This window comes from Streptomyces sp. NPDC055239 (genome assembly GCF_053606205.1).
The window spans coordinates 296,630-315,820 of sequence record NZ_JBSGRD010000011.1; the positions used below are offsets into that span (position 1 = coordinate 296,630).

The 19,191-nt window shown below is 70.4% G+C and carries 20 protein-coding genes; 8 read left to right on the forward strand and 12 right to left on the reverse strand.

The features are described 5' to 3' along the window. The first annotated feature begins 36 nt into the window (after positions 1–36). A complete protein-coding gene (locus ACWFRJ_RS31410) occupies positions 37–426 on the forward strand; it encodes a BlaI/MecI/CopY family transcriptional regulator (RefSeq protein WP_453538392.1) in 390 nt (129 codons plus the stop codon). Continuing rightward, on the forward strand, positions 423–1,358 hold the full coding sequence (locus ACWFRJ_RS31415) for a M56 family metallopeptidase (RefSeq protein WP_453538395.1): 936 nt from the start codon (positions 423–425) through the stop codon (positions 1,356–1,358). The genes ACWFRJ_RS31410 and ACWFRJ_RS31415 overlap by 4 nt, the downstream gene beginning before the upstream one ends. Positions 1,359–1,385: 27 nt before the next feature. Here ACWFRJ_RS31415 and ACWFRJ_RS31420 read toward each other — a convergent pair whose 3' ends face one another. Both ACWFRJ_RS31420 and ACWFRJ_RS31425 read right to left on the reverse strand, forming a co-directional pair. Then, on the reverse strand, positions 1,386–1,562 hold the full coding sequence (locus ACWFRJ_RS31420; protein ID WP_453538398.1) for a hypothetical protein: 177 nt from the start codon (positions 1,560–1,562) through the stop codon (positions 1,386–1,388). Between the two features lie 122 nt (positions 1,563–1,684). Continuing rightward, positions 1,685–2,803 (reverse strand): FAD-dependent oxidoreductase, encoded by a 1,119-nt coding sequence (locus ACWFRJ_RS31425; RefSeq protein ID WP_453538400.1) that lies wholly within the window; start codon positions 2,801–2,803, stop codon positions 1,685–1,687. A 104-nt stretch (positions 2,804–2,907) separates the two neighbouring features. Here ACWFRJ_RS31425 and ACWFRJ_RS31430 point away from each other — a divergent pair, with 104 nt between their 5' ends. Next, positions 2,908–3,624: a TetR/AcrR family transcriptional regulator gene (locus ACWFRJ_RS31430; protein WP_453538402.1), complete on the forward strand. Its 717-nt coding sequence runs from the start codon at positions 2,908–2,910 to the stop codon at positions 3,622–3,624. Here ACWFRJ_RS31430 and ACWFRJ_RS31435 read toward each other — a convergent pair. From ACWFRJ_RS31435 to ACWFRJ_RS31450, 4 genes are read right to left on the reverse strand one after another with little or no spacing between them, the layout of a single operon-like run. Continuing rightward, a complete protein-coding gene (locus ACWFRJ_RS31435) occupies positions 3,618–4,139 on the reverse strand; it encodes an ester cyclase (RefSeq protein ID WP_453538405.1) in 522 nt (173 codons plus the stop codon). The genes ACWFRJ_RS31430 and ACWFRJ_RS31435 overlap by 7 nt on opposite strands. 18 nt (positions 4,140–4,157) lie before the next feature. Next, positions 4,158–5,798, reverse strand: a complete 1,641-nt coding sequence (locus ACWFRJ_RS31440; protein WP_453538407.1) for an IS200/IS605 family accessory protein TnpB-related protein — start codon at positions 5,796–5,798, stop codon at positions 4,158–4,160. After that, positions 5,791–6,369, reverse strand: coding sequence for an IS607 family transposase (locus tag ACWFRJ_RS31445; RefSeq protein WP_453538410.1), 579 nt, complete (start codon positions 6,367–6,369; stop codon positions 5,791–5,793). The genes ACWFRJ_RS31440 and ACWFRJ_RS31445 overlap by 8 nt, the downstream gene beginning before the upstream one ends. A gap of 39 nt (positions 6,370–6,408) precedes the next feature. Beyond that, the gene (locus ACWFRJ_RS31450) at positions 6,409–6,756 is read right to left on the reverse strand and encodes a hypothetical protein (protein ID WP_453538413.1); all 348 of its coding nucleotides are present in this window, start codon (positions 6,754–6,756) and stop codon (positions 6,409–6,411) included. Positions 6,757–6,897: 141 nt separating this feature from the next. Here ACWFRJ_RS31450 and ACWFRJ_RS31455 point away from each other — a divergent pair, with 141 nt between their 5' ends. Beyond that, a complete protein-coding gene (locus ACWFRJ_RS31455; RefSeq protein WP_453538416.1) occupies positions 6,898–7,074 on the forward strand; it encodes a substrate-binding domain-containing protein in 177 nt (58 codons plus the stop codon). Between the two features lie 4 nt (positions 7,075–7,078). Here ACWFRJ_RS31455 and ACWFRJ_RS31460 read toward each other — a convergent pair whose 3' ends face one another. Together ACWFRJ_RS31460 and hisD are read right to left on the reverse strand one after the other, a co-directional pair. Continuing rightward, positions 7,079–8,488, reverse strand: a complete 1,410-nt coding sequence (locus tag ACWFRJ_RS31460) for an amino acid permease (protein ID WP_453538419.1) — start codon at positions 8,486–8,488, stop codon at positions 7,079–7,081. A gap of 180 nt (positions 8,489–8,668) precedes the next feature. Then, positions 8,669–10,030, reverse strand: a complete 1,362-nt coding sequence (gene hisD, locus ACWFRJ_RS31465; RefSeq protein WP_453538422.1) for a histidinol dehydrogenase — start codon at positions 10,028–10,030, stop codon at positions 8,669–8,671. Positions 10,031–10,166: 136 nt separating this feature from the next. Between hisD and ACWFRJ_RS31470 the strand changes: the two genes are divergently transcribed. Next, complete coding sequence (locus ACWFRJ_RS31470) at positions 10,167–11,282, forward strand: FAD-dependent oxidoreductase (protein WP_453538425.1); 1,116 nt, start codon at positions 10,167–10,169, stop codon at positions 11,280–11,282. A 30-nt stretch (positions 11,283–11,312) separates the two neighbouring features. Here ACWFRJ_RS31470 and ACWFRJ_RS31475 read toward each other — a convergent pair whose 3' ends face one another. Continuing rightward, positions 11,313–12,224 carry a LysR family transcriptional regulator gene (locus ACWFRJ_RS31475; RefSeq protein ID WP_453538428.1) on the reverse strand — a complete coding sequence of 304 codons (912 nt, stop codon included), beginning with the start codon at positions 12,222–12,224 and terminating at the stop codon, positions 11,313–11,315. 278 nt (positions 12,225–12,502) lie between these two features. On the opposite strand from ACWFRJ_RS31475, the gene ACWFRJ_RS31480 reads away from it, so the two are divergent. Next, positions 12,503–13,576: a hypothetical protein gene (locus ACWFRJ_RS31480; RefSeq protein ID WP_453538431.1), complete on the forward strand. Its 1,074-nt coding sequence runs from the start codon at positions 12,503–12,505 to the stop codon at positions 13,574–13,576. Beyond that, positions 13,576–14,742 carry a hypothetical protein gene (locus ACWFRJ_RS31485; RefSeq protein WP_453538434.1) on the forward strand — a complete coding sequence of 389 codons (1,167 nt, stop codon included), beginning with the start codon at positions 13,576–13,578 and terminating at the stop codon, positions 14,740–14,742. Before ACWFRJ_RS31480 ends, ACWFRJ_RS31485 begins: the two co-directional genes overlap by 1 nt. Here the strand turns inward: ACWFRJ_RS31485 and ACWFRJ_RS31490 are convergent. Beyond that, positions 14,726–15,967 carry an MFS transporter gene (locus ACWFRJ_RS31490; protein ID WP_453538622.1) on the reverse strand — a complete coding sequence of 414 codons (1,242 nt, stop codon included), beginning with the start codon at positions 15,965–15,967 and terminating at the stop codon, positions 14,726–14,728. The genes ACWFRJ_RS31485 and ACWFRJ_RS31490 overlap by 17 nt on opposite strands. Positions 15,968–16,096: 129 nt before the next feature. Here ACWFRJ_RS31490 and ACWFRJ_RS31495 point away from each other — a divergent pair, with 129 nt between their 5' ends. Further along, entirely contained in the window at positions 16,097–16,549 is a 453-nt protein-coding gene (locus tag ACWFRJ_RS31495; RefSeq protein ID WP_453538436.1) for a winged helix-turn-helix transcriptional regulator, read from the forward strand. Between the two features lie 68 nt (positions 16,550–16,617). Here ACWFRJ_RS31495 and ACWFRJ_RS31500 read toward each other — a convergent pair whose 3' ends face one another. Both ACWFRJ_RS31500 and ACWFRJ_RS31505 read right to left on the reverse strand, forming a co-directional pair. Next, a complete protein-coding gene (locus ACWFRJ_RS31500; protein WP_453538439.1) occupies positions 16,618–18,285 on the reverse strand; it encodes a thiamine pyrophosphate-binding protein in 1,668 nt (555 codons plus the stop codon). Beyond that, a complete protein-coding gene (locus ACWFRJ_RS31505; protein ID WP_453538442.1) occupies positions 18,282–19,130 on the reverse strand; it encodes a cyclase family protein in 849 nt (282 codons plus the stop codon). The genes ACWFRJ_RS31500 and ACWFRJ_RS31505 overlap by 4 nt, the downstream gene beginning before the upstream one ends. Positions 19,131–19,191 lie beyond the last annotated feature (61 nt).

Below are 19,191 nucleotides of genomic sequence, written 5' to 3' on the forward strand. Positions count from 1 at the left end.
CGATAGCGGGGTGAGGATGGGGTGAGGAACGTTCCCATGAGCCACACGGACGACGAGCGCCGCCCGTCGGGTGAACTGGAAGCCGCGGTCATGGCCACCCTGTGGGCCGCCGACGGGCCGCGCACCCCTGGGCAGGTGCAGGGCGAACTCGCGGGCGGCCTGGCCAGGACCACAGTGACGACGATCTTGACCCGCCTCCTCGAGAAGGGCATCGTCGACCGCGAGCGCCAGGGCCGCGGCTTCGCCTACGTTCCGGTGCAGGACGCCCCGGGGTTGACGGCACGGCGCATGCACACGGAGCTCGACCGGGAGAACGACCGCGAGTCGGCGCTCGCCCGGTTCGTCGACCAACTCGACCCCGATGACGAACAGTTGCTGCGCCAGCTCCTGGACGGCAACGAGGGCGACGAGGGCAACACGTCATGATCACACTGGCCCTGCTCCTGATCACGCTGGCGGTGCCGTTCGCGGCGGCGCCCCTTGCGCGCCACACCGTGCAGCGCCTGACTCCCGCCTGCGCACTGCGCGTCCTCACCGTCAGCTCGCTCATTCTGGCGGGCGCCTCGGTGATCGCACTGGGCACGCTCGTCCTCACCGGCCTGCTCATGCTCCCGGGCCTCGCCGCGCTCGGCGAACTCATCCGCCCCCTGCGCGCACCCTCGGCCCTCCTCGTGCTCCCGGTGGCCGGCGCCGCCACCGGGATACTCACCGTCAGCGCCTGGAAACTGGGACGCTCCGCCCTGCGCCAACTGCACGACTTCCGCTCGGCGACCAGCGAGGCCGACCGGCGCCCCACCGCGGGCGACCTGTGTGTCGTCGATTCGCCGCACCCCGACGCCTACGCCCTGCCCGGCCGCACACATCGCATCGTCGTCACCACAGCGATGCTGCGCAGCCTCGACGCGGCCGAGCGCGAGGCCCTTTTCGCCCACGAACGAGCCCACAACCGAGCCCATCACCACCGCTTCCTCGCCGCGGCCGAGCTGACGGCCCACTGCCACCCCGCGCTGGGCCCGCTGCGCTCCGCCATCCGCCTGGCCGTCGAACGAGCCGCCGACGAATCAGCCGCCCTGGCCACAGGCGACCGGCGTCTGACCGCACGCGCCATCGCCCGCGCCGCCCTCGCCGGCCACGCCACCCGCTCCGGCCGCCCGGGGTTCGCCCCGGCGGCGACCTCGGGCCCCGTCCCGCAGCGCGTCGCCGCCCTGCTCTCCCCCGCCCCGGCCCGCTCACGCACGGCGCCGTGGATCGCCGCCCTCCTCGCCGTGTGCGCGGCGGTCTCCGTCGCGGCCGGGGCGACCGGGGCGATCGCCTTCCACCACGAGGTCGAGGTCGCACAGGGCGAAGTTCCGCGCTGACGGAGCACCGACTCACCTGTTGTCGACTCACTCGCTCTGCGACTCCATCGCCCTTCCCGGCATCAGGACGGCAAGGGTGCTGCGCGCTTCGCGTCGCAGCGTCCGGCGCCGGGCAAAGGTCGCGGTGAGAGCCAGGATCGAGACCGTGCCGCCGTAGAACACAGCGGCAATGGCGGAAACGGTGGAGAGGAGCCCGATCGCCATCGGGCACGCACCTTTCTTCCCCCGCTCGGCCCGCCCAACTCGCAACTCTGGACGGGCGTTGATGCGTTTCCTCACCACCGTACCCACACCGTCAACCCCACGCCGTCAACCCCGCACCGGGGCTACTCGCCTCCGCTGAACATGTCGATCAGGCTGTCCGGTGCTTCGTCGCCGAAGAGGAGTTCGTGGAGTTCGTTGCCGTCGACGGCGGCCGCGGCACTGCGGGGGAACAGCGCCTGCTCGTACGCGGTGAGCGCGGTCTCGACGTCATCGGGGTGCTCGGCGATCGCCTTCCCGAGTTCGGCGCCGTCGTACATGGCCAGGTTGGCGCCTTCGCCGTTCGGAGCCGCGAGGTGGGCGGCGTCGCCGAGCAGGGTGACCCCCGGCACGCGCTCCCACCGGTGCTCGACGGGCAGGGCGTGGAGGGTGCGCAGGACCGGCGGGGTCTCACCGTCGGTGATCAGCGCGGTGAGCTCAGGCGCCCAGCCGTCGAACTCCCGCGCGATCCGCGCGGCGGCCACGGCGGAATCGGTGAAGTCGATGTCGGCGAACCAGTCCTGCGTCTTGGACAGCGCCACGTAGGTGTGGAGGGTCCCGCCGCTCTCCCGGTGCGCCTGGATCCCCTTCCCCGGGGCCAGCGCGAACAGCGACCCGCCGCCGACCGCCTTCGCGCTGGCCGGGTGCCGGGTGTCGCCCTCGAACAGATAGGTCTCGACGAACGATCTGCCGATGTACTCGGGTTTCGCGTCGGAAAGCAGCGGCCGGACCCGCGACCACGCGCCGTCAGCGCCTACCAGCAGGCCCGTGTCGACAGTGGTGCCGTCGGCGAAGGTCACCTCGTGGCGCCCACCGCCGATGGCACGGACGCCGCTGACCTTGTGGCCCCACCGGACGGTTCCGGCGGGCAGCGATTCGAGCAGGATCCGTCGCAGCTCACCGCGCAGCACCTCGGGGCGCCCGCGCTCGCTGTCGTCGTCGAACAGAACGGTCCCGTCCGACGCGAGGACCCGTGTCGCCTCGCGGCCCTCGAGGACGAGACCGCGGAACTCGTCCATCAGGTCCGCCGCCTGGAGAGCGGGCTGGCCGTTGTCCTCGTGGATGTCGAGCATCCCGCCCTGCGCGCGGGCCGTCGCGGAGGCCTCCGCCTCGTAGACCGTGGCCTGGATTCCGTGGACGTGCAGGACGCGGGCGAGCGTGAGACCGCCGAGCCCTGCGCCGATGATCGTGACTGAGGCGTTCATGATGGCGGCTCCTTCTCTCTGGAATGCTGTTCCATTCAGACTGGAGCGGCGTTCCAGAGATGTCAAGCTGGAACAAGGTTCCAGAGCTGTGTCAGGATGTGCGCATGGCAACCAGGGCACGTCGTACAGAGCGACGGGAGGAACCGCTCTCCCGTGAGCGCATCGTCGAGGCGGCGATCGGACTGCTCGACACGGCGGGCGAGCGCGGGCTCACGTTCCGCGCGCTCGCCGAGCACCTCGCCACCGGGCCCGGTGCGCTCTACTGGCACGTCACGGGCAAGGACGAGCTTCTCGGCGCCGCCACCCACGCCGTCGTCGCCGGCACCGTACCCGCAGGCGATACCGATTCCACGCCGCAGGAGCAGATCCGCGCCCTCGCGCTCGGCGTGTTCGACGCGATCGAGACCCACCCGTGGATCGGCACTCAACTCTCCCGCGCCCCGGGCCAGTCACCGATGCTGCGGGTCTTCGAGCACCTCGGCCGTCAGGTCCAGGCACTCGGAGTACCCCACACCGCGCAGTTCACCGCCGTATCCGCGCTGCTGAACTACGTCGTCGGAGTGGCCGGACAGAACGCGGCCGACGCCCGCTCACACCACGCACGCCAACCGGACACGGGCCGGGCCGAGTTCCTCGACACCGCCGCGACCGCGTGGGCAAACCTCGATCCCGACGAGTACCCGTTCACCCGGGGCGTCGCGGATCAGCTACGTGATCACGACGACCGGGACGAGTTCCTCGCCGGGATCGACCTCATCGTCACCGGAATCACCGCTCGCTACGAGCGGCACCGGCCATCGACTTCAGGCGCCGCTCAGTAGATGTTGGCCTCCACCGCGGGGCCGTCGCCCCGCGTGCCGTTGATCTGGGCCCGCAGCGAGATCTCGTCGTAGACACGGAACTCCCGTACGATCCGGCCGTCCTGGATCAGGAACTGGGAGACGCCGAGCATGGTCACCGGCTGGTCGGTCAGCTGACCGAAGGCGGGCGTACCCCGGTAGGTGCCGTGCATGGTCCACGTGACGGCGACCCGCAGACCGGCGTACCGGGGCGAGAAGTTGGTCTGCACGTCCCGCACCTCGAACCGGGCGTCGGGGAAGGCACCGACCATGGCCATCAGATCGCTCTGGTAGCGCTCCGGGCGGATGACGGTCCGGTCGCCGATCGTGTGCAGGAAGAGGTCACGCGCCATGAAGTCGTTGACCTTCTGCAGTCGGCGCTGGGTCCACACCTCGTCGATGAACTCGAGGACCATCTCGCACTCGGGCCGGAACTCGTCCGGCCGGGGTCCGCTGACACCGGCCAGCAGGACGTCCTTCGGCGGCTCCTCGGTCATCGACCCGCTGTACCGTTCCTAAACAGTGTCCGGGAGTGACATTTGCTGCCAGCTCCCAGAACTGCGCGCATCCCGAACGGTGTTGGATGCGCTGGTTGCCCGCGTTCGCTGTTGCCCGGTCCGGCGGTGTGCATCGTGTGCACGCTCCGTGACGGGTGGGCGGGTTCCCTCACGCCCTCGGGCACTCGGTGCGGCCTGGGCGGTCCGATGCCCACAACGATCACTCTGGTCGTCGTGGGGCGGTGCCGTCCGTCGCCGGATCGAGTGCCCGAGGGCGCGTCGTCCAATCGCTACGCTCGCTGCGTCGTGACGGGACATCTTTCGCTTGTTGCTGGTCAGAGGCTTGCGCCAGTGCTCATCGCCCCACATCGACGTGTACGCCGGATCGACGACGACGATCGACAGACCGTGCTCGACGGCCATGGAGGCGAGACGGGCCTTGAGCTTGCCGGTGGGGATGCCGGAGATGATCTGCCGGAACCGCTTCTTCCGGCCGTGTTTCTCGCGGGTCTTCTCCTGTGCGAAGTCCAGGTTCTCGATGCCGATTGCCTTGACGCCGCGCCGGTTGGCCCAGTGCAAGAGCCGGCTGATGGCGTGCCGCACCTGTGCATCGCGATGTTCTGCCGGCCCGGTGAGGTCGTAGAAGAAGCGTTCAGGGTCGCCGACAGGATTGCCGTGCTGGTCGAGGCAGTAGGCGGCGAAGTGGTCGGCGTTGGTGTCCACGCCGACCATGCCCTGAGCGCGGGCCGTCTGAAGCGGGATCGTCTTGACCGGTGAAATGGTCCATGACGCCGTGAGGTACCAGCGGCCTCTTGCCACGTCGAGGTGGATGCGGTAGGCCACGGCCCGGTTTCCTTCGATGCGGTCACGCCATTCGGCGCCCCGGTGCTGGAAGGTGACCTTGGAGGCAAGGACGTACCGCCCGTGCTTGGCGTTGGCCAGGTGGGTGAGCGGGGCGGGCAGCTTGATGCTGACCTCGCCGCCCGGGGAGACGCGGATCGTTTCGTTGCCGAAGCGTTTGCCCATCTCGCCGTCAGCGGCGAGGAACCAGCGCTCCGCTTCCCACCGATCACGCCAATCGTGCTCAGTGAGCTGTGCGGCTTGGAGGTTGTGGCGGTTCTTGAAGAGCTTCTTGCTGCCGCGCACGACACGCACCCGTCCCGACTCCCAGTCGGCTCGGGCCTGCTCCAAGCGATGCTCAAGCGTCGCCAGGCGGCGGGACTTGTGGAACCACTCGCCCCTCGACCGGTATCCTCCCGGCGCCCTCTTCGTGCCCTTCGAGCCGATGGGCTGCGACAGCCGGTGCATCAGCATACGAATCCCGGCTTCCAGATTCTGGATGTACGCCAGCAGGCAGCGGCGGGCCAGCCCGTACTGGTCGTGCGTGGCCTTCGTGATCGTCCCGGCGATCCGCGACGACGACTTTACGGTGAGATCCCGCTTGCGGGCTGCCCACGCATCGTTGTCGTGATCCTTCCCGGCCTCACAACGCGTCTTGAGGTCAGCAGAGGCAAGGCGGCCCTGATGATCGCCGATCAGCCGCAACACCTTGTCGTCCTCGGGCGTGAGGTGCCCCAGGCGGTCCCGGATCGCTGCCCCGGACGGCCCGAGGGCAACGAACGGCGCCTCGATGGGGCGCAGGTGCTTCCTCTCAGTCATCACAAGCCGCCGCTTCCAGCGCCTTCTTCGCTCTGTTCTTCGCGGAGCGGCGTCCGTACAGGCGGGCACAGAACGAGGTCAGCACTTCCACCATGTCGCGGACCAGGTCATCTTCAGTCTCGCCGTCATCGAGGACGACGAGACGGCGACCCGACGCGGACAGGGTCGCTTCGATCAGTTCGACGTTCATCCGGCCGAGCCGGTCCTTGTGCTCGACCACGACCGCGGTCACCGCGGGATCGGCCAGCAGACGCTTCGCCTTCGACCGCGCTCCGTTCATGCCGGAAGCGGTCTCGGACTCGACACGGACAACCGTGTGCCCGGCCTGCGCAGCCCACGCCGACAGGCGAGCCGTCTGCCGCTCAAGGTCTGCTTTCTGGTCGTGGGAGGAGACCCGGGCATACAGCCCCACACCACCGGTCACGGTGGGTGAGGTATGCGCGTCGATGTTCACCAGGATGGTGCGCGACCCCACCCGGCGCGCGGGCACCGGCAAGGTGCCCTCACGGAACCAGCGGTATGCCGTATGGGGGTTCACCCCCTGCACCCGCGCCCACTCCGTCAGATTCATAAGCTGATAACGCCACCACTCCCGCACGGTTACGCATGCTCAACAAGCCTTCATGGCCAGCAGTTGGCACCCCCGGAAATGGAGCGCGCGGGCCGCTTCGTCCGGGTCGATGCCGCGCTGCAGACAGGTGCCGAGTTCATCGCGGACCACCCGCTCCTCGACCATCCGGCCCCGGCGGTAGAGGCAGTTGGCGACAGTGCGCTTGCGGATGCGGATGTTCCGACCGTCGATCAGGTGCTCGTCGGCGGAGAAGACGAGGTGCGAGCTGAGGAAGGCGTCGTCCCCACGGGCCTCCCACACCACGTCCTCGGCCTGGCCGATGTGCCCAGGCGTGCTGCCCACGCGCATCGTCGTGCCTTCGATCACGCCGTCGCGACCCACCACCATGCCGAGGCTGGTGTGGACGATCGAGTCCGGCTCGTAGTTGTCGACGATGTAGGAGATGTCCCGGCCGTGATCGCGTTGGATGTCAGGGCCATCCAGCGAGGCAGACCGAGAGCGCCAGTCAGGTACTCGGGATACCTCCCGATGGCGGCCTGGGAGGTGTTCCGGCTGACCACGGTCCGCCACGACCTGCGGGAACTGTCGCGTCAGGCGGCGCGCCTGCTGGTGCGGCGCATCGACGGCGACGCCGATCCCCAGGGTGAACGCCTCGTCCTGCCGACGGAGTTCGTGCCCCGGGCCACGCACGCCCGGCTCCCCTGACCTCTCAGCCGAGCCTCGCCGACGAGACACTCCCCCTGTCGGCTGACCGGTCGCCGTGCCGCCGCTGTCGCAGGGCTCCGACGGTGACCAGGATCGCGGCCAGGGCCAGGGAGAGCCAGAGTTCGAGTCGGTGGCCGGGAAGCACCGCCATGAGGACGAGGACCCCGGCGATGAAGGCGATCGTGGCGAGGGTCAGATACGGGAACGCCCACATCCGCACCTCACCCGGCTCGGGCTCCTTGCGCCGCGTGGCGTACTGGGTGATGGCGATGACCATGTACATCATCAGGGCGATCGCACCGCTGGACGCGATGAGGTACGTGAAGACGCTCGGCAGAAGGTAGTTGGCGATGACCGCGGCGACGCCGATGACGGTCGAGGCGAGGACCGCGTTGCGGGGCACTCCGGACGTCGAGGTGGCGGCGAGGGCCGCCGGGGCGTCCTGCCGGCGGGCGAGGGAGAACGCCATGCGCGACGCGGTGTAGATGGCGGAGTTGAGGCAGCTGCTCACGGCCACGACGAGGACCACGTCCATGATCAGCCCGGCGCCCGGGATGTTCATCCGGTCGAGGACCGCCTGGTAGGAGCCGTCGGCGAGGGCGTCGGAGTTCCACGGGACCAGGCTGACGACGACGAAGATCGAGCCGACGTAGAAGAGTCCGAGGCGCCATACGACGGCGCGGACGGCCTTCTTGATGTTCTTCTTCGGTTCCTCGGACTCGGCGGCGGCGATCGTGACGATCTCGCTGCCCTGGAAGCTGAACATCGCCGTGAGCAGACCGGCGAGCACGGCAACGCCGCCCTTGGGGGCGAACCCTCCGTCGCTCCACAGGTGCGACACGCCATGGGCGTCCGATCCCGGCAGGACCCCGAAGATCGCGAGCGCGCCGAGCACGAGGAAGGCGACGATCGCGACGACCTTCAGGAGCGCGAACCAGTACTCGAACTCGCCGTAGTTGCGGACGGCGAGGAGGTTGCTCCCCGCGAGCAGGGCGATCATGGCGAGCGCCGGGATCCAGCTCGGCACCGAGGTGAGGCCCGCGATGACCTCGCCCGCGGCGATGGCCTCGATGGGAATGACGAGGATGTAGAACCACCAGTACAGCCAGCCGATGGAGAAGCCCGCCCAGCGGCCGAGCGCGCGGTCCGCGTAGGTGGAGAAGGAGCCGGTGTCGGGATGGGCGACAGCCATCTCCCCGAGCATCTGCATGACGAGTACCACCAGGGCGGCAGCCAGCAGGAACGAGATCAGAACGGCGGGCCCTGCGGCAGCGACGGCGGTGGACGAGCCGACGAAGAGTCCGGCTCCGATGACTCCGCCGATGGAGATCATGGTGATCTGGCGGCCCTTGAGGCCCTGTTGGAGTGCGGGGCCCGCAGCCGAGGGGGCTGGGTCGGGCGAGGGGTGGTGCATGGGGAGATCCTCGGGGAGTGGGAGCGCGGGTGCCCTTGGTACAGGACGGTACTCACTCGTCCCGGGCGGTCGACGCAGGTAGCGGCCCGGCGGGCGGTCACAGGCGGAGTGCGGTGCTCCGGGCGCCGGGCCCCTCACCCCTCGGCCGAAGCCGGCACGGGGGTGAGAGGGAGAGCCGGATCAGAGCTGCTCGCGCAGCGCTTCGGGGACGGCGTCGAACGCTCCGGACGTACGGCCGATCCGGTCGATCCGGATGGTGGCGGTCGCGCCGTGGGCGGCGAGGCCCTCGAAGGCGGAGATCCGCTCGACGGCGGGCGCGAGGGAGGCCGTGCCCTCCTTGGCGGCCCGCTGGTACGTGAGGGGCTTGAGGAAGCGGGAGACGGAGAGGCCCGCGTTGTAGCGCGCCGTCTTGCCGGTCGGCAGCACGTGGTTCGTACCCGCGATGCCCTTGTCGGAGTAGGCGACGGTGGACCAGGGGCCCAGGAAGACGGAGCCGTAGTTGGTCAGATTGCGCAGGTAGAAGTCGTCGTCGTCCGTCTGGATCTCCAGGTGCTCGGGGCCGAGGATGTCCGACACGGCGACGGCCTGGTCCCGGTCGCGCACGACGATGACGGAGCCGAAGTCCCGCCAGGCGGGTCCGGCGATGTCACGGGTGGCGAGGGTCTCCAGCTGGCGGTCCATCTCCGCGACGACCGCCCGGCCCAGCTTCTCCGATGTGGTGATCAGGGCGGCCGGGGAGTTCGGGCCGTGCTCGGCCTGACCGAGCAGGTCCGCGGCCACCCAGACCGGGTCGGCGGTGTCGTCGGCGATGGCGGCCACCTCGGACGGGCCCGCGAGGAGGTCGATCCCGACCTGTCCGAAGAGCTGCCGCTTCGCCTCGGTGACGAAGGCGTTCCCGGCGCCGACCAGCATGTCGACGGGGGCCTCGCCGAGCAGGCCGAACGCCATCGCGCCGAGTGCCTGGACGCCGCCGACGGCGAAGACGCGGTCGGCCCGGGACAGGTAGGCGCCGTAGAGCACGGCCGGGTGGGCGCCGTGCTCGCCGGACGGCGGGGTGCACGCCACCACGGTGGGGACACCGGCCGTCTTGGCGACGCCCACGGTCATGAAGGCGCTGGCGAGGAGCGGGAATCGACCCGCCGGGAGGTAGGCGCCGACGCGGGACACCGGGACGTAGCGCTGGCCGCCCGCCACACCGGGGGCGAGCTCGATCTCGAAGTCGGTCAGGTGCTCGCGCTGCGCGGAGGCGAAGCGGTGCGTGCGCTCGTAGCCCATCTCGAGGGCGGTACGGACGTCGGCGGGCAGGGCGTCCCCCGACTTCTTGAGCTCGGTGGCCCCGATCTCGAGATCGCCGGACCAGCCGTCAAGCTCCTGGCCGTAGGCGCGGACCGCGTCCATGCCCTTGCTCTCGATCTCCTTCAGCATCTGGGAGACGCGCTCGACCACCTTGGGGTCGCGCTGGGCGGGGGGACCGTCGACCTCCGGCTTCTTGAGCCACTGGAAGGGAGCGAGGGTCTTCTGTTCGTCGTGCGTGATCTGCATACCCGGGACGGTAGGCGCGGCTGTTCCACAGGACTAGAGGGGCGATTCCTGCACGTGTCACAGGGTTTCCCTGTGGCACGGGAACTTCGGTGAAGTGCGGGACCCCCTTGGGTGAGGGGCCGTACGTTGTCTCAACATGAGACCCCGTATAGCCGTGATCGGCAGTGGCCCCGCCGGCCTCGCCTTCGCCCGCGTCATGCACCGTCACGGTCGCCCTGTGACCGTCCTCGAACGCGATCCCGCCCGCGACGCCCGTCCCCCGGGCGGCACGCTTGACCTGCACGAGGGTCTTGGCCAGCTGGCGTTGGAGAAGGCGGGGCTGCTGGCGGAGTTCCAGGCGCTGTCCCGTCCCGAGGGGCAGGCCATGCGCATCCTGGACACGGACGGAACCGTCCTGCGCGACTGGCGGCCCGATCCGGATGAGCAGGCCAACCCCGAGATCGACCGCGGGCAGCTCCGCGACCTGCTGCTCGGGGATCTGGACGTCCAGTGGGGGCGGGACGTCACGGAGGTGGTGCCGGGGAGCAGCGATGGCGTGCTGGTCCATTTCGCGGACGGGCGACAGGAGACGTTCGACCTCGTGATCGGCGCGGACGGTGCCTGGTCCCGGGTCCGCCCGGCCCTCTCCTCCGTGACACCGCAGTACACCGGCGTCACCTTCGTCGAGACCTCCCTCGACGACGTCGACACCCGCCACCCCGACCTCGCCCGGCTGGTCGGCGACGGTTCCGTGGCCGTGTACGGCGTGAACCGCGCCCTCGTCGCCCAGCGCAACAGCGGCGGCCACGTCAAGGTGTACGCCCAGTTCCGCGTGGACCTCGACCGGCACACGGACGCAGCCGATGCCGAGGCCGTGCGGTCAAGCCTGCTGGCCCTGTTCGACGGCTGGGCCGCCCCCGTCCTCGACCTCCTGCGCCACGGCGCGGCTTTCGTCCACCGCCCCCTCTACACCCTTCCCGTGTCCCACACCTGGGACCACGTCCGTGGAGTGACGCTGCTTGGCGACGCCGCCCACCTGATGCCCCCGTTGGGAGCGGGCGCGAACCTCGCGATGCTGGAAGGCGCCGAACTCGCCGAGTCCGTCGCCGCCGCCGACCCGGGAGATCTTGACGACGCCGTCCGCGCTTTCGAGGAACGGATGTGGGCACGGGCCGACAGATGGACGAAGATCACGACGGCCGGTCTGGAACGCCTCGTGAGCCCGGACCCCTCCCAGGCCATCGCCCTCTTCGACGAGGTCCAGCCTTCCTGACTGCCGAGCGCGAGAGCGAACCGGGCCGGTTCAGGTCGGCAGGCCGTTGCCGATCTCGCGGATGGTGTCCTCGGCGAGGCGGGCGAGTTCGCGGGTGGCGCGGGACAGCGGACGGCCGCGGCGTCTGACGAGCGCGATGGTGTCGTAGAGGGGTTCGGCGAAGGGCGCGGTGTGCAGTCCTGCGGGGAAGGAAGGGCTGGCGATCACCGCCTTGCTCGCGATCGTGTCGCCGACTCCGGCCGCCGCCAACTTCAGTGCCGCTTCGACGCGTTCGAGCTCGATGAGGGGATCGATGCGGGCTCCGGCGAGCTGGGCGCGTTCGGCGAGTTGGCGCCGCGTGGGGTCCTTCCAGCCGTAGTGGGCGTCGTAGAGGACAAGAGGTGCCTGCGCGAAAGTCTCGATGCTCACGGGGGCGCTTGTGCGCTCGGCGCTCGCGCTGACGTAATGCACCTCGTCCCGCATGAGGGGCGTGATGGCGAGCCCCTCGTCGTCGATGGGCAGGACGACCAGGCCCGCCTCGATCTGGCCCGCCGCGACGGCCAGGGCGGTCTCGGCGGAGTTCTGGCCCACGAGCCGTACGCGGACGGCCGGGTACCGCGCGTGGAACATCTGCACGAGGTTGGAGAGCAGGTAGTAGTCGGCGTTGCGCAGCACCCCGAAGGTGGCGGTGCCGCCGCCGAGGGATCCCAGGGAGTGCACGGCCCGGGTCCCGCCGTCCGCCGCGGCCAGGGCCTCCTGGGCGTACGGCAGCAGTTCGTGCCCGGCCGATGTCAGGGTCAGGGTGCGGCTGCCGCGCAGGAACAGCTCCGCCTCGAGCTCCGTCTCCAGGCGTCGGACGAGCTCGGACGCGGATGCCTGGGCGATGTCCATGGCCTGTGCGGCGGCGGTGAAGGATCCGAGCCGTTCGGCCTCGACGAAGGCCCGCAGCTGATTGAGCGTCATGCCGCACTCCCCTTCGGGACGGATACCGGGAGGCGGCTGCGGCGGCTGCCGCGGGGCTCTGGAGCGGCGGGGCGGGGCGCGGTTCTGTGCATGTCCGCACCTTAGAAAACAACGAGGCCCCCCTGTGATCAGGAGCAGTAGTTCAACTGGATACCATCAACGACCACATCGGGCCAGGCGGGGAAGAGGAAGCAGCGGTGACGGGGGAAAGTCGGGCGGGTCGGTTCGGCCGCGCACGCGCATTCGGACGCGGGCTCATACGCACACGGCGCCGGGCCGTGACGTCGGGCGCCGTGCTGGTCGTTCTGGTGGCGGGGGTCGGAACCTGGGCGTTCCAGGGCCCCTTGGCCACCAAGGACCAGTACTGCTGGGGCGCTTGGGAACAGGACAGCGGACCCGACATCCTGGGTGACGCGGCGTTCTCGGGCGACGACGCACGCAGCCGTACGTCCGAGGAGACGTCGCCGATGTCGGGGAAGCCGACGGGCTCCTGCGCCCTGACCGTGCACTCGAGCCGTGTCTACTCCGGCGACGAGCTGATCCAGGACACCACCGTCACGGTGAAGTACGGCCGAGCTCCGAAGGACGCGGAGACCCGTCTGACGTGGCTCAACGACCACCTCGGCGACGGCGCGATGCCACTGCCCGACGGACTGCCCGGCGCCGTCGACGGCACGCGCGGCCTGCTGGTCCTTCCGAAGCGGTGCGACACCCGCGACGGCCGCCCCACCGCGGTCACCCTCGACGCGCGGGCGCGGCAGGAGCCCGACGATGTCGTCCAGCGGTCCCCCGACCTCGGCGGCTCGCGCGCGGTGACCGAACTCCTGGTGAAGGCGGCCAACAAGGGCATGGAGAAGGCGGGTTGTGCCGCGGCGGAGCCGTTGCGCACCACATCGCCCGTGCTCACGCTGCCGGAGAAGCGCGAGACCTTCTACTCCGATCCGGCGTGCCGCATCAACGGCCTCGACCTGGATCTGGACAAGGAGCTGGCGCGGGAAGCCGCCTATCAGGTCGGCGCGGTCACCGACGACATGCAGTCCTGCTCGGTACGGGTCGGGCGCCCGGACGTGGAGTACCTCGACGCTCTGATGGTCGCGCACCCCCGCTTCGACGCGCTCCTCAAGGACCTGACGGGTGACAAGGCGCCCGCGCGTGGCTGGCGGGGCAAGGGTGTCCTGAAGTCGGGTCATCAGGTCGTACGGGCCCAGTGCGCGGGGCGTCCGACGACGTTCCTGATGCTGGGCGCACCGGCGTACGCGGCCAAGGGGCACTTCGCCGCGTTCACCACCGCGGTGGCGCAGCGACTGGGCTGCGCGGCTGTCGCGCCCGCCGGAACCGAGGGAGAGCGCTGATGACCGAGGCGGAGACGAGCAAGACGGACGAGACGACCGCGACGGACGAGACGAAAGCTGTCGTGGCTCCGGAGCCGGTACGTCCCTGGTGGCACTGGCGGAGCCTGACGCGCGGGCGGCTGCGCCCTGCGGTCGCCGCCGCTGTCGCGGGGGCGCTGATCGGCGGGGCCGGGGTGGCCTGGCAGGCGGAGGCGGGCCCCTTCGAGTCGAAGTCGGCGTGCTGGGGCATGTTGAGCGACGACGACGTGGCGGATCTGTTCGGCGGCAAGCGGGACATCGAGGCGTCGGACGTGCCCATCACCTCGGACAGCATCTTCTCCGAAGGCCCGTCCGGCGTGTGCCGCCTGAAGTCGCCGCGCGGGCGGCGGGTCACGGCCCAGGTCCATCAACTCGACACCCGGTTCGGCGGTTCGAGCGGCAAGTGGGCAGACGAGTACCTGTCCGCGCGGATGACTCCGCTGGGCGGCGGACTCCTGGGCATGACGTCGGACACGCGCGCGTGGCTGGCGGTTCCGGAAGGCTGCATCGGCAGGCAGTCGGACGGCGACGGCCCCCTGGTGGTCGACATGGACGCGGGCTGGACCACGTACGACGACGAGGTCGACACCACTGAACGGGCGCAGCTCACCAGCGCCGTGGTCCGGCTCGTCAACGGCTACATGGCCGAGCAGGGGTGCAGGGGCGAGGTGAAGGACCCCGCCGACGAACTGCCCGCGCCCACCCGCTCCAAGGGCGAGAAGCCCGACGCGTTCTGCGGCATCAAGGGGCTGCGCCTCGAGGGCTCGCGGGAGGCCGACAAGTTCAATCCGCCGGTGGTGACGGCAGGCGAAGGTCCCGTACGGGCCTGCGACCGCGACGTGCTCTTCGGGCACCCCCGGCTGCGGCTCATGACGGTCGAGGACCCGCGTCTCGCCGCGCTCTTCACCGACCTGAAGTTCAAGGGCGGGCCCAAGGTCAAGGCTGTGGGCGATGCTCAGGGGACGGGTTTCCTGCGGGACGACTTCGGCCTCTTCCAGGCCGAGTGCCAGACCGGTGACGTCACCTTCCTCATCCGGGCCGACGGCACGGAACGCGCCGCCGACATCCGCACGCTCCTGCCCCGCTATGTGGCCAAGGAGGCGGACCGTATCGGTTGCGGACCCTTGCGGATCAAGCTGCCCGCATGACATCGGATCCCGCCTCCGCCCGGGTCAGCGCCCACAGCAGGAGCCCGAGGCAGCTGAACGCGGCACCCAGTGCGCATACGGCGCCCCAGCCCGCCGCCGCGTACAGGGAGGTCGCGGCGATGGCGCCGGTCGCGCTGCCGATCGAGTAGAAGACCATGTATCCGCCGATCAGTCGGCTGCCCGCGTCCGGGTGCAGCGCGTATATCAGGGTCTGGTTGGTGACATGGACGGCCTGCACGGCGAGGTCGAGCAGGATCACCCCGGCGACCAGGGCCCAGAGCGAACTGCGGGTGAGGGCCAGGGGCAGCCACGACGCGGCGAGCAGCGCCAGGGCGATTCCGGTGGTCCGCCGGGAGAGGCCGCGGTCGTTCAGGCGGCCCGCCACGGTCGCGGCCAGGGCGCCGGCGACGCCGATGAGGCCCAGCGCCCCGATCGCGCTGTGCGGCAGGAAGTACGGGGCCTCGCTGAGCGGCAGCGCGACGCTGCTCCACAGGGTGCTGAAGGCGGCGAAGATCAGCAGTCCGAAGAGGGCTCGGCGCCGCAGCAGTGGTTCCCGTGCGAACAGGGTGATCGTGGAGCGCAGGAGCTGTCCGTAGCGCAGGGTGGTTGTCGGCGGTGCGTCGCTCCGGCGGGGCAGTACCCGGGACAGGACCAGGGCGAGCAGTGCGGTGAGCGACGCCGAGGCGAGGTAGACGGAGCGCCAGCCCGCGAGATCGGCCATGAGGCCGGATGCGGTGCGGGCGAGCAGGATTCCGGTGACCACACCGCTGGTGACCAGGCCGACGACCCGGCCGCGCCCGGCGGCGGGTGCCAGTGATGCCGCGAAGGCCATCAACGTCTGCGTGACGGCTGCGAGAAGCCCTGTCGCGGCCATGCCCGCGAGCAGGATCACGGACGTACGGGCGGCGGCCACCACGATCAACGCCGCTACCAGGATCAGCAGTTGGGCGACGATGAGCCGCCTGCGGTCGGCCACGTCGCCCAGCGGTACGAGGAAGAAGAGGCCGAGGCCGTATCCGACGTGCGTGAGGGTGACCACGCTGCCGACCAGTGCCGGGCTCATGGCGAGGTCGTGGCCCATGGTCACCAGGAGCGGTTGCGAGAAGTAGACGTTGGCCACCGCGGCCCCGCAGGCGACGGCGAACAGCATGACGACGCCACGGGACAGGACGAACTCGGAACCCGCACCGTTTTCGGGCACGGGCACAGACACAGGCACGGGCATGGACTTGGGCTTGGGCATGGGTGCTCCCCCGCATATCTGGTTTCATCTTGCTACCAATGAATGACGGCGACGCTAGCTTTTTTGGTAGCATGTTGCAACCGTCATGCTGGAGCGAGAGTGAGGGAAGCCATGGTGACCAGGACGCGCTTCGACGACAGCGAATGTCCGGTCGCCCGGTCGGTGGACGCGATCGGCGACTGGTGGTCCCTGCTGATCGTGCGGGACGCCTTCGACGGAAGCCGGCGCTTCGGGGAGTTCCAGCGCAGTCTCGGCGTGGCGAAGAACATCCTCACCGCGCGTCTGCGCACCCTCGTCGCCGGCGGTGTCCTCGAATCCGTCCCCGCATCGGACGGCAGCGCCTACCGCGAGTACGTACTGACGCCGAAGGGCAAAGCGCTCTTCCCCGTCATCGTGGCACTGCGGCAGTGGGGCGAAGGGAACTTCTTCGCCCCCGACGAACCGCACTCGCAGCTGGTCGACCGCCGAAAGGGACATCAACTCCGCACACTGGAAGTGCTGTCCGAGGACGGGCGGCGGCTGAGTCCCGACGACACCACCGTCCACAAGGTTTCCACCCAGTGATCGTTCTCAGCCGGGCACGGTGGGTTCGGGCACAGTGGGCGGCCTCTCAGTAGCGACAGGCAGGCCTCTCAGTGTCCGCGGAACGCCTCCTCCAGCCACCAAGCCCCCTGGTCCCGCACCACTTTGGCGTCGATGAGCAGCGGTGCGGTCCGCGGGCCCGCGACCCAGTCCTGTACGGCCTTCAGGTCGGCGGGCGTGCGTACGGTCACCGCATCGAAGCCGTAGCCGCGGGCCACGGCGGCGATGTCGGTGGGCGGGAACTCGACTGTGCCGAGCGGAAATCCGTGCGGGCCGAAGTGATGCACCTCCGCCCCGTAGGCGTCGTCGTTGTAGACGACGATCACCATGGGCAGTCCGAGCCTGCGTACCGTGTCGAGTTCGACGGCGCTCATCAGCGCCCCGCCGTCGCCGAGCGCGGCCACCGCGAGCCGGTCCGGGCGGGCCAGGGCCGCGCCGATCGTGGTGGCGAGGCCGAGGCCGATGGACTGGAAGGCCTGTGTGAAGCAGAGGCCCTGTTCGTCGGGGACGGAGAGGTACATCGTCGGGTAGCCCATGAAGTTGCCCGAGTCGACGCCGATCACCCGCCGCGCGGGAAGGATGTCGTCGAGGGCGATACTGAGCGTGCGCGGGTCGATGCGGTCGCGGGTGCCGGTGTCGTCGTACGGGATGTCGCGCCAGTTCAGTCGGGCGGCGAGAGCGTCGGCGGTGTCGGGGGTGCGATAGCCGCGGCCGCCGCTGCCGTCGTTCTCCAGCGCGGTGTGCGTCTTCTCCGCCGTGAGGAACACGTCGCCGGTGATTCCGAGGTGGACGGGGCGGTGCGCGCCGAGCGCCGTGGGGTCGTCGTCGACCTGGACCAGGGTCGTGTCAGGGCCGATGAGCCTGCCGTGCCGCGTCGTCCACATGGTCAGCGAGCAGCCCAGGGCCACGATCACGTCGGCGCCCCGGATCAACTCGGCGGCGAGCGGGGACGAGAACCCGCCCGCCACATCGAGCGACCACGGGTTGCCCCGGAACAGTCCGCGGGCCACCGCCGACGTCGCGAGCAGCGCACCGCAGCGGTCGGCGAGCGCCTCCACCGCCCGGCGGCAGTCGGGACCGCGCGCGCCGCGTCCGGCGACGAGGACCGGGCGCTCGGCGTGCGCGAGGATCTCGGCGAGGGCGGCGATGTCGTCGGTGGCGGGTTCGACGGCGGGGCGCGGGGGCGGAGGTACGACGGCGGCCAGGGCCCCGTCGGGGTCCTCGACATCCAGTGCGACGTCCAGTGCCTGTACGTCGAGCGGAAGGTTGAGCACGACCGTGCACCGCTCGTGGGCGGCGCGGTGCACTGCGGCCGAAGCCTGCGCGACGGCGTCGGCCGCAGACGTCACGCGGGCGCTCCGAGCGCCGACCGCCTCCACCAACGCACCTTGATCCACATGGAAGTTGGAGCGCGGCTCTGTCGCCTCCGCCGCGAGGACGACGAGCGGCGTACGGCTCTTGGCCGCCTCGCCGATCCCGGTGAGGGCGTTCGTGAGCCCGCACCCCTGGTGCACGCTGACCACCGTCACGGCGCCCCGCATCCGGGCGTACGCGTCGGCCATGGTGGCGGCGCCGCCCTCGTGGCGCGCCGCGACGAACCGCGCCCCCGCCGCCACCATGGCGTTGGTGACGTGGAAGTTGCCGGAGCCCACCACGCCGAAGACCTGCCCGACCCCGGCCGCGACCAGGGCCCGCCCGACCGCTTCGGCGACCTTCACGACTGCCGCCCCGCCCGTTCGACGAGGGCGAGGACCCGCGCGGGGGACCCGGAGCCCGAGACGATGGGCAGCGGCCCCGCGATCACGACGGCCCCGGTCGGCGGCAGCTCCGCCAGGTTCTGGAGCTGTGTCAGGCCGTACTTGCCGCTGCCCATGAGGTACGAGTGACAGGGAAACGCAGGCTCGAACGTGGGCGCACGGCCCGCGTCGGTGCCCACCGTCTCCACACCGAGCCCGACCACCGGCGACTCCTCGGCCACCCAGCGGGCGCACGCGGCGGACAGGCCCGGCGTGTGCGGACCGTTCTCGTCGGCGTTGAGGAACGGCTCCTGCGCGTACGACCTGCTGTCCCACCCGGTACGCACCAGGAGCCACCCGCCGTCGGGCAGCGCACCGTGCCGGTTCTGCCAGGCCTGCAAGTGCTCCACCTCGATGAGGAAGTCGGGGTCCTTGGCGACCTCGTCGGTGACGTCGAGCACCACCGCGGGCGCCACCAACTGGTGGGCGGGCACCGAGGCGACGTCCGCGAGGTCCTTGCCGGTGACCCAGTGGTTGGGGGCGTCGAAGTGGGTGCCGGTGTGCTCGCCGGTGCGGAAGTTGTTCCAGTACCAGGCGGGCCCCCGGGCGTCGTACCGGCTGATCTCCTCCAGCTCGAACACCTTGGTCTGCCCGAACTGGGGAGGCAGTTCGAGGACGGGCGTGGTGGACGACAACGGAGCGGTGAGGTCGACGACTTCGATGGCGCCGCCACGCAGCCCCGCCACCAGGGCGGCGAGAACGGAGGGTGACGAAGGCCCCGACGCTGCTTCTGATGCTGATGCTGACGCTGACGTTGGCTCAGGCATGCCTGCATCCTGAAGGCACCGGCAATCCCGCACAAGCGCCTGGGCGCTGACCGGGAGGCGG

What these genes read in the sequence shown, in the direction of transcription:
- ACWFRJ_RS31410 (WP_453538392.1), top strand. Translation starts at nt 37, where the DNA reads ATGAGCCACACGGACGACGAGCGCCGCCCGTCGGGTGAACTGGAAGCC.
- ACWFRJ_RS31415 (WP_453538395.1), top strand. Translation starts at nt 423, where the DNA reads ATGATCACACTGGCCCTGCTCCTGATCACGCTGGCGGTGCCGTTCGCG.
- ACWFRJ_RS31420 (WP_453538398.1), bottom strand. Translation starts at nt 1,562, where the DNA reads ATGGCGATCGGGCTCCTCTCCACCGTTTCCGCCATTGCCGCTGTGTTC.
- ACWFRJ_RS31425 (WP_453538400.1), bottom strand. Translation starts at nt 2,803, where the DNA reads ATGAACGCCTCAGTCACGATCATCGGCGCAGGGCTCGGCGGTCTCACG.
- ACWFRJ_RS31430 (WP_453538402.1), top strand. Translation starts at nt 2,908, where the DNA reads ATGGCAACCAGGGCACGTCGTACAGAGCGACGGGAGGAACCGCTCTCC.
- ACWFRJ_RS31435 (WP_453538405.1), bottom strand. Translation starts at nt 4,139, where the DNA reads ATGACCGAGGAGCCGCCGAAGGACGTCCTGCTGGCCGGTGTCAGCGGA.
- ACWFRJ_RS31440 (WP_453538407.1), bottom strand. Translation starts at nt 5,798, where the DNA reads ATGACTGAGAGGAAGCACCTGCGCCCCATCGAGGCGCCGTTCGTTGCC.
- ACWFRJ_RS31445 (WP_453538410.1), bottom strand. Translation starts at nt 6,369, where the DNA reads ATGAATCTGACGGAGTGGGCGCGGGTGCAGGGGGTGAACCCCCATACG.
- ACWFRJ_RS31450 (WP_453538413.1), bottom strand. Translation starts at nt 6,756, where the DNA reads ATGGTGGTGGGTCGCGACGGCGTGATCGAAGGCACGACGATGCGCGTG.
- ACWFRJ_RS31455 (WP_453538416.1), top strand. Translation starts at nt 6,898, where the DNA reads ATGGCGGCCTGGGAGGTGTTCCGGCTGACCACGGTCCGCCACGACCTG.
- ACWFRJ_RS31460 (WP_453538419.1), bottom strand. Translation starts at nt 8,488, where the DNA reads ATGCACCACCCCTCGCCCGACCCAGCCCCCTCGGCTGCGGGCCCCGCA.
- hisD (WP_453538422.1), bottom strand. Translation starts at nt 10,030, where the DNA reads ATGCAGATCACGCACGACGAACAGAAGACCCTCGCTCCCTTCCAGTGG.
- ACWFRJ_RS31470 (WP_453538425.1), top strand. Translation starts at nt 10,167, where the DNA reads ATGAGACCCCGTATAGCCGTGATCGGCAGTGGCCCCGCCGGCCTCGCC.
- ACWFRJ_RS31475 (WP_453538428.1), bottom strand. Translation starts at nt 12,224, where the DNA reads ATGACGCTCAATCAGCTGCGGGCCTTCGTCGAGGCCGAACGGCTCGGA.
- ACWFRJ_RS31485 (WP_453538434.1), top strand. Translation starts at nt 13,576, where the DNA reads ATGACCGAGGCGGAGACGAGCAAGACGGACGAGACGACCGCGACGGAC.
- ACWFRJ_RS31490 (WP_453538622.1), bottom strand. Translation starts at nt 15,967, where the DNA reads ATGCCCGTGCCTGTGTCTGTGCCCGTGCCCGAAAACGGTGCGGGTTCC.
- ACWFRJ_RS31495 (WP_453538436.1), top strand. Translation starts at nt 16,097, where the DNA reads ATGGTGACCAGGACGCGCTTCGACGACAGCGAATGTCCGGTCGCCCGG.
- ACWFRJ_RS31505 (WP_453538442.1), bottom strand. Translation starts at nt 19,130, where the DNA reads ATGCCTGAGCCAACGTCAGCGTCAGCATCAGCATCAGAAGCAGCGTCG.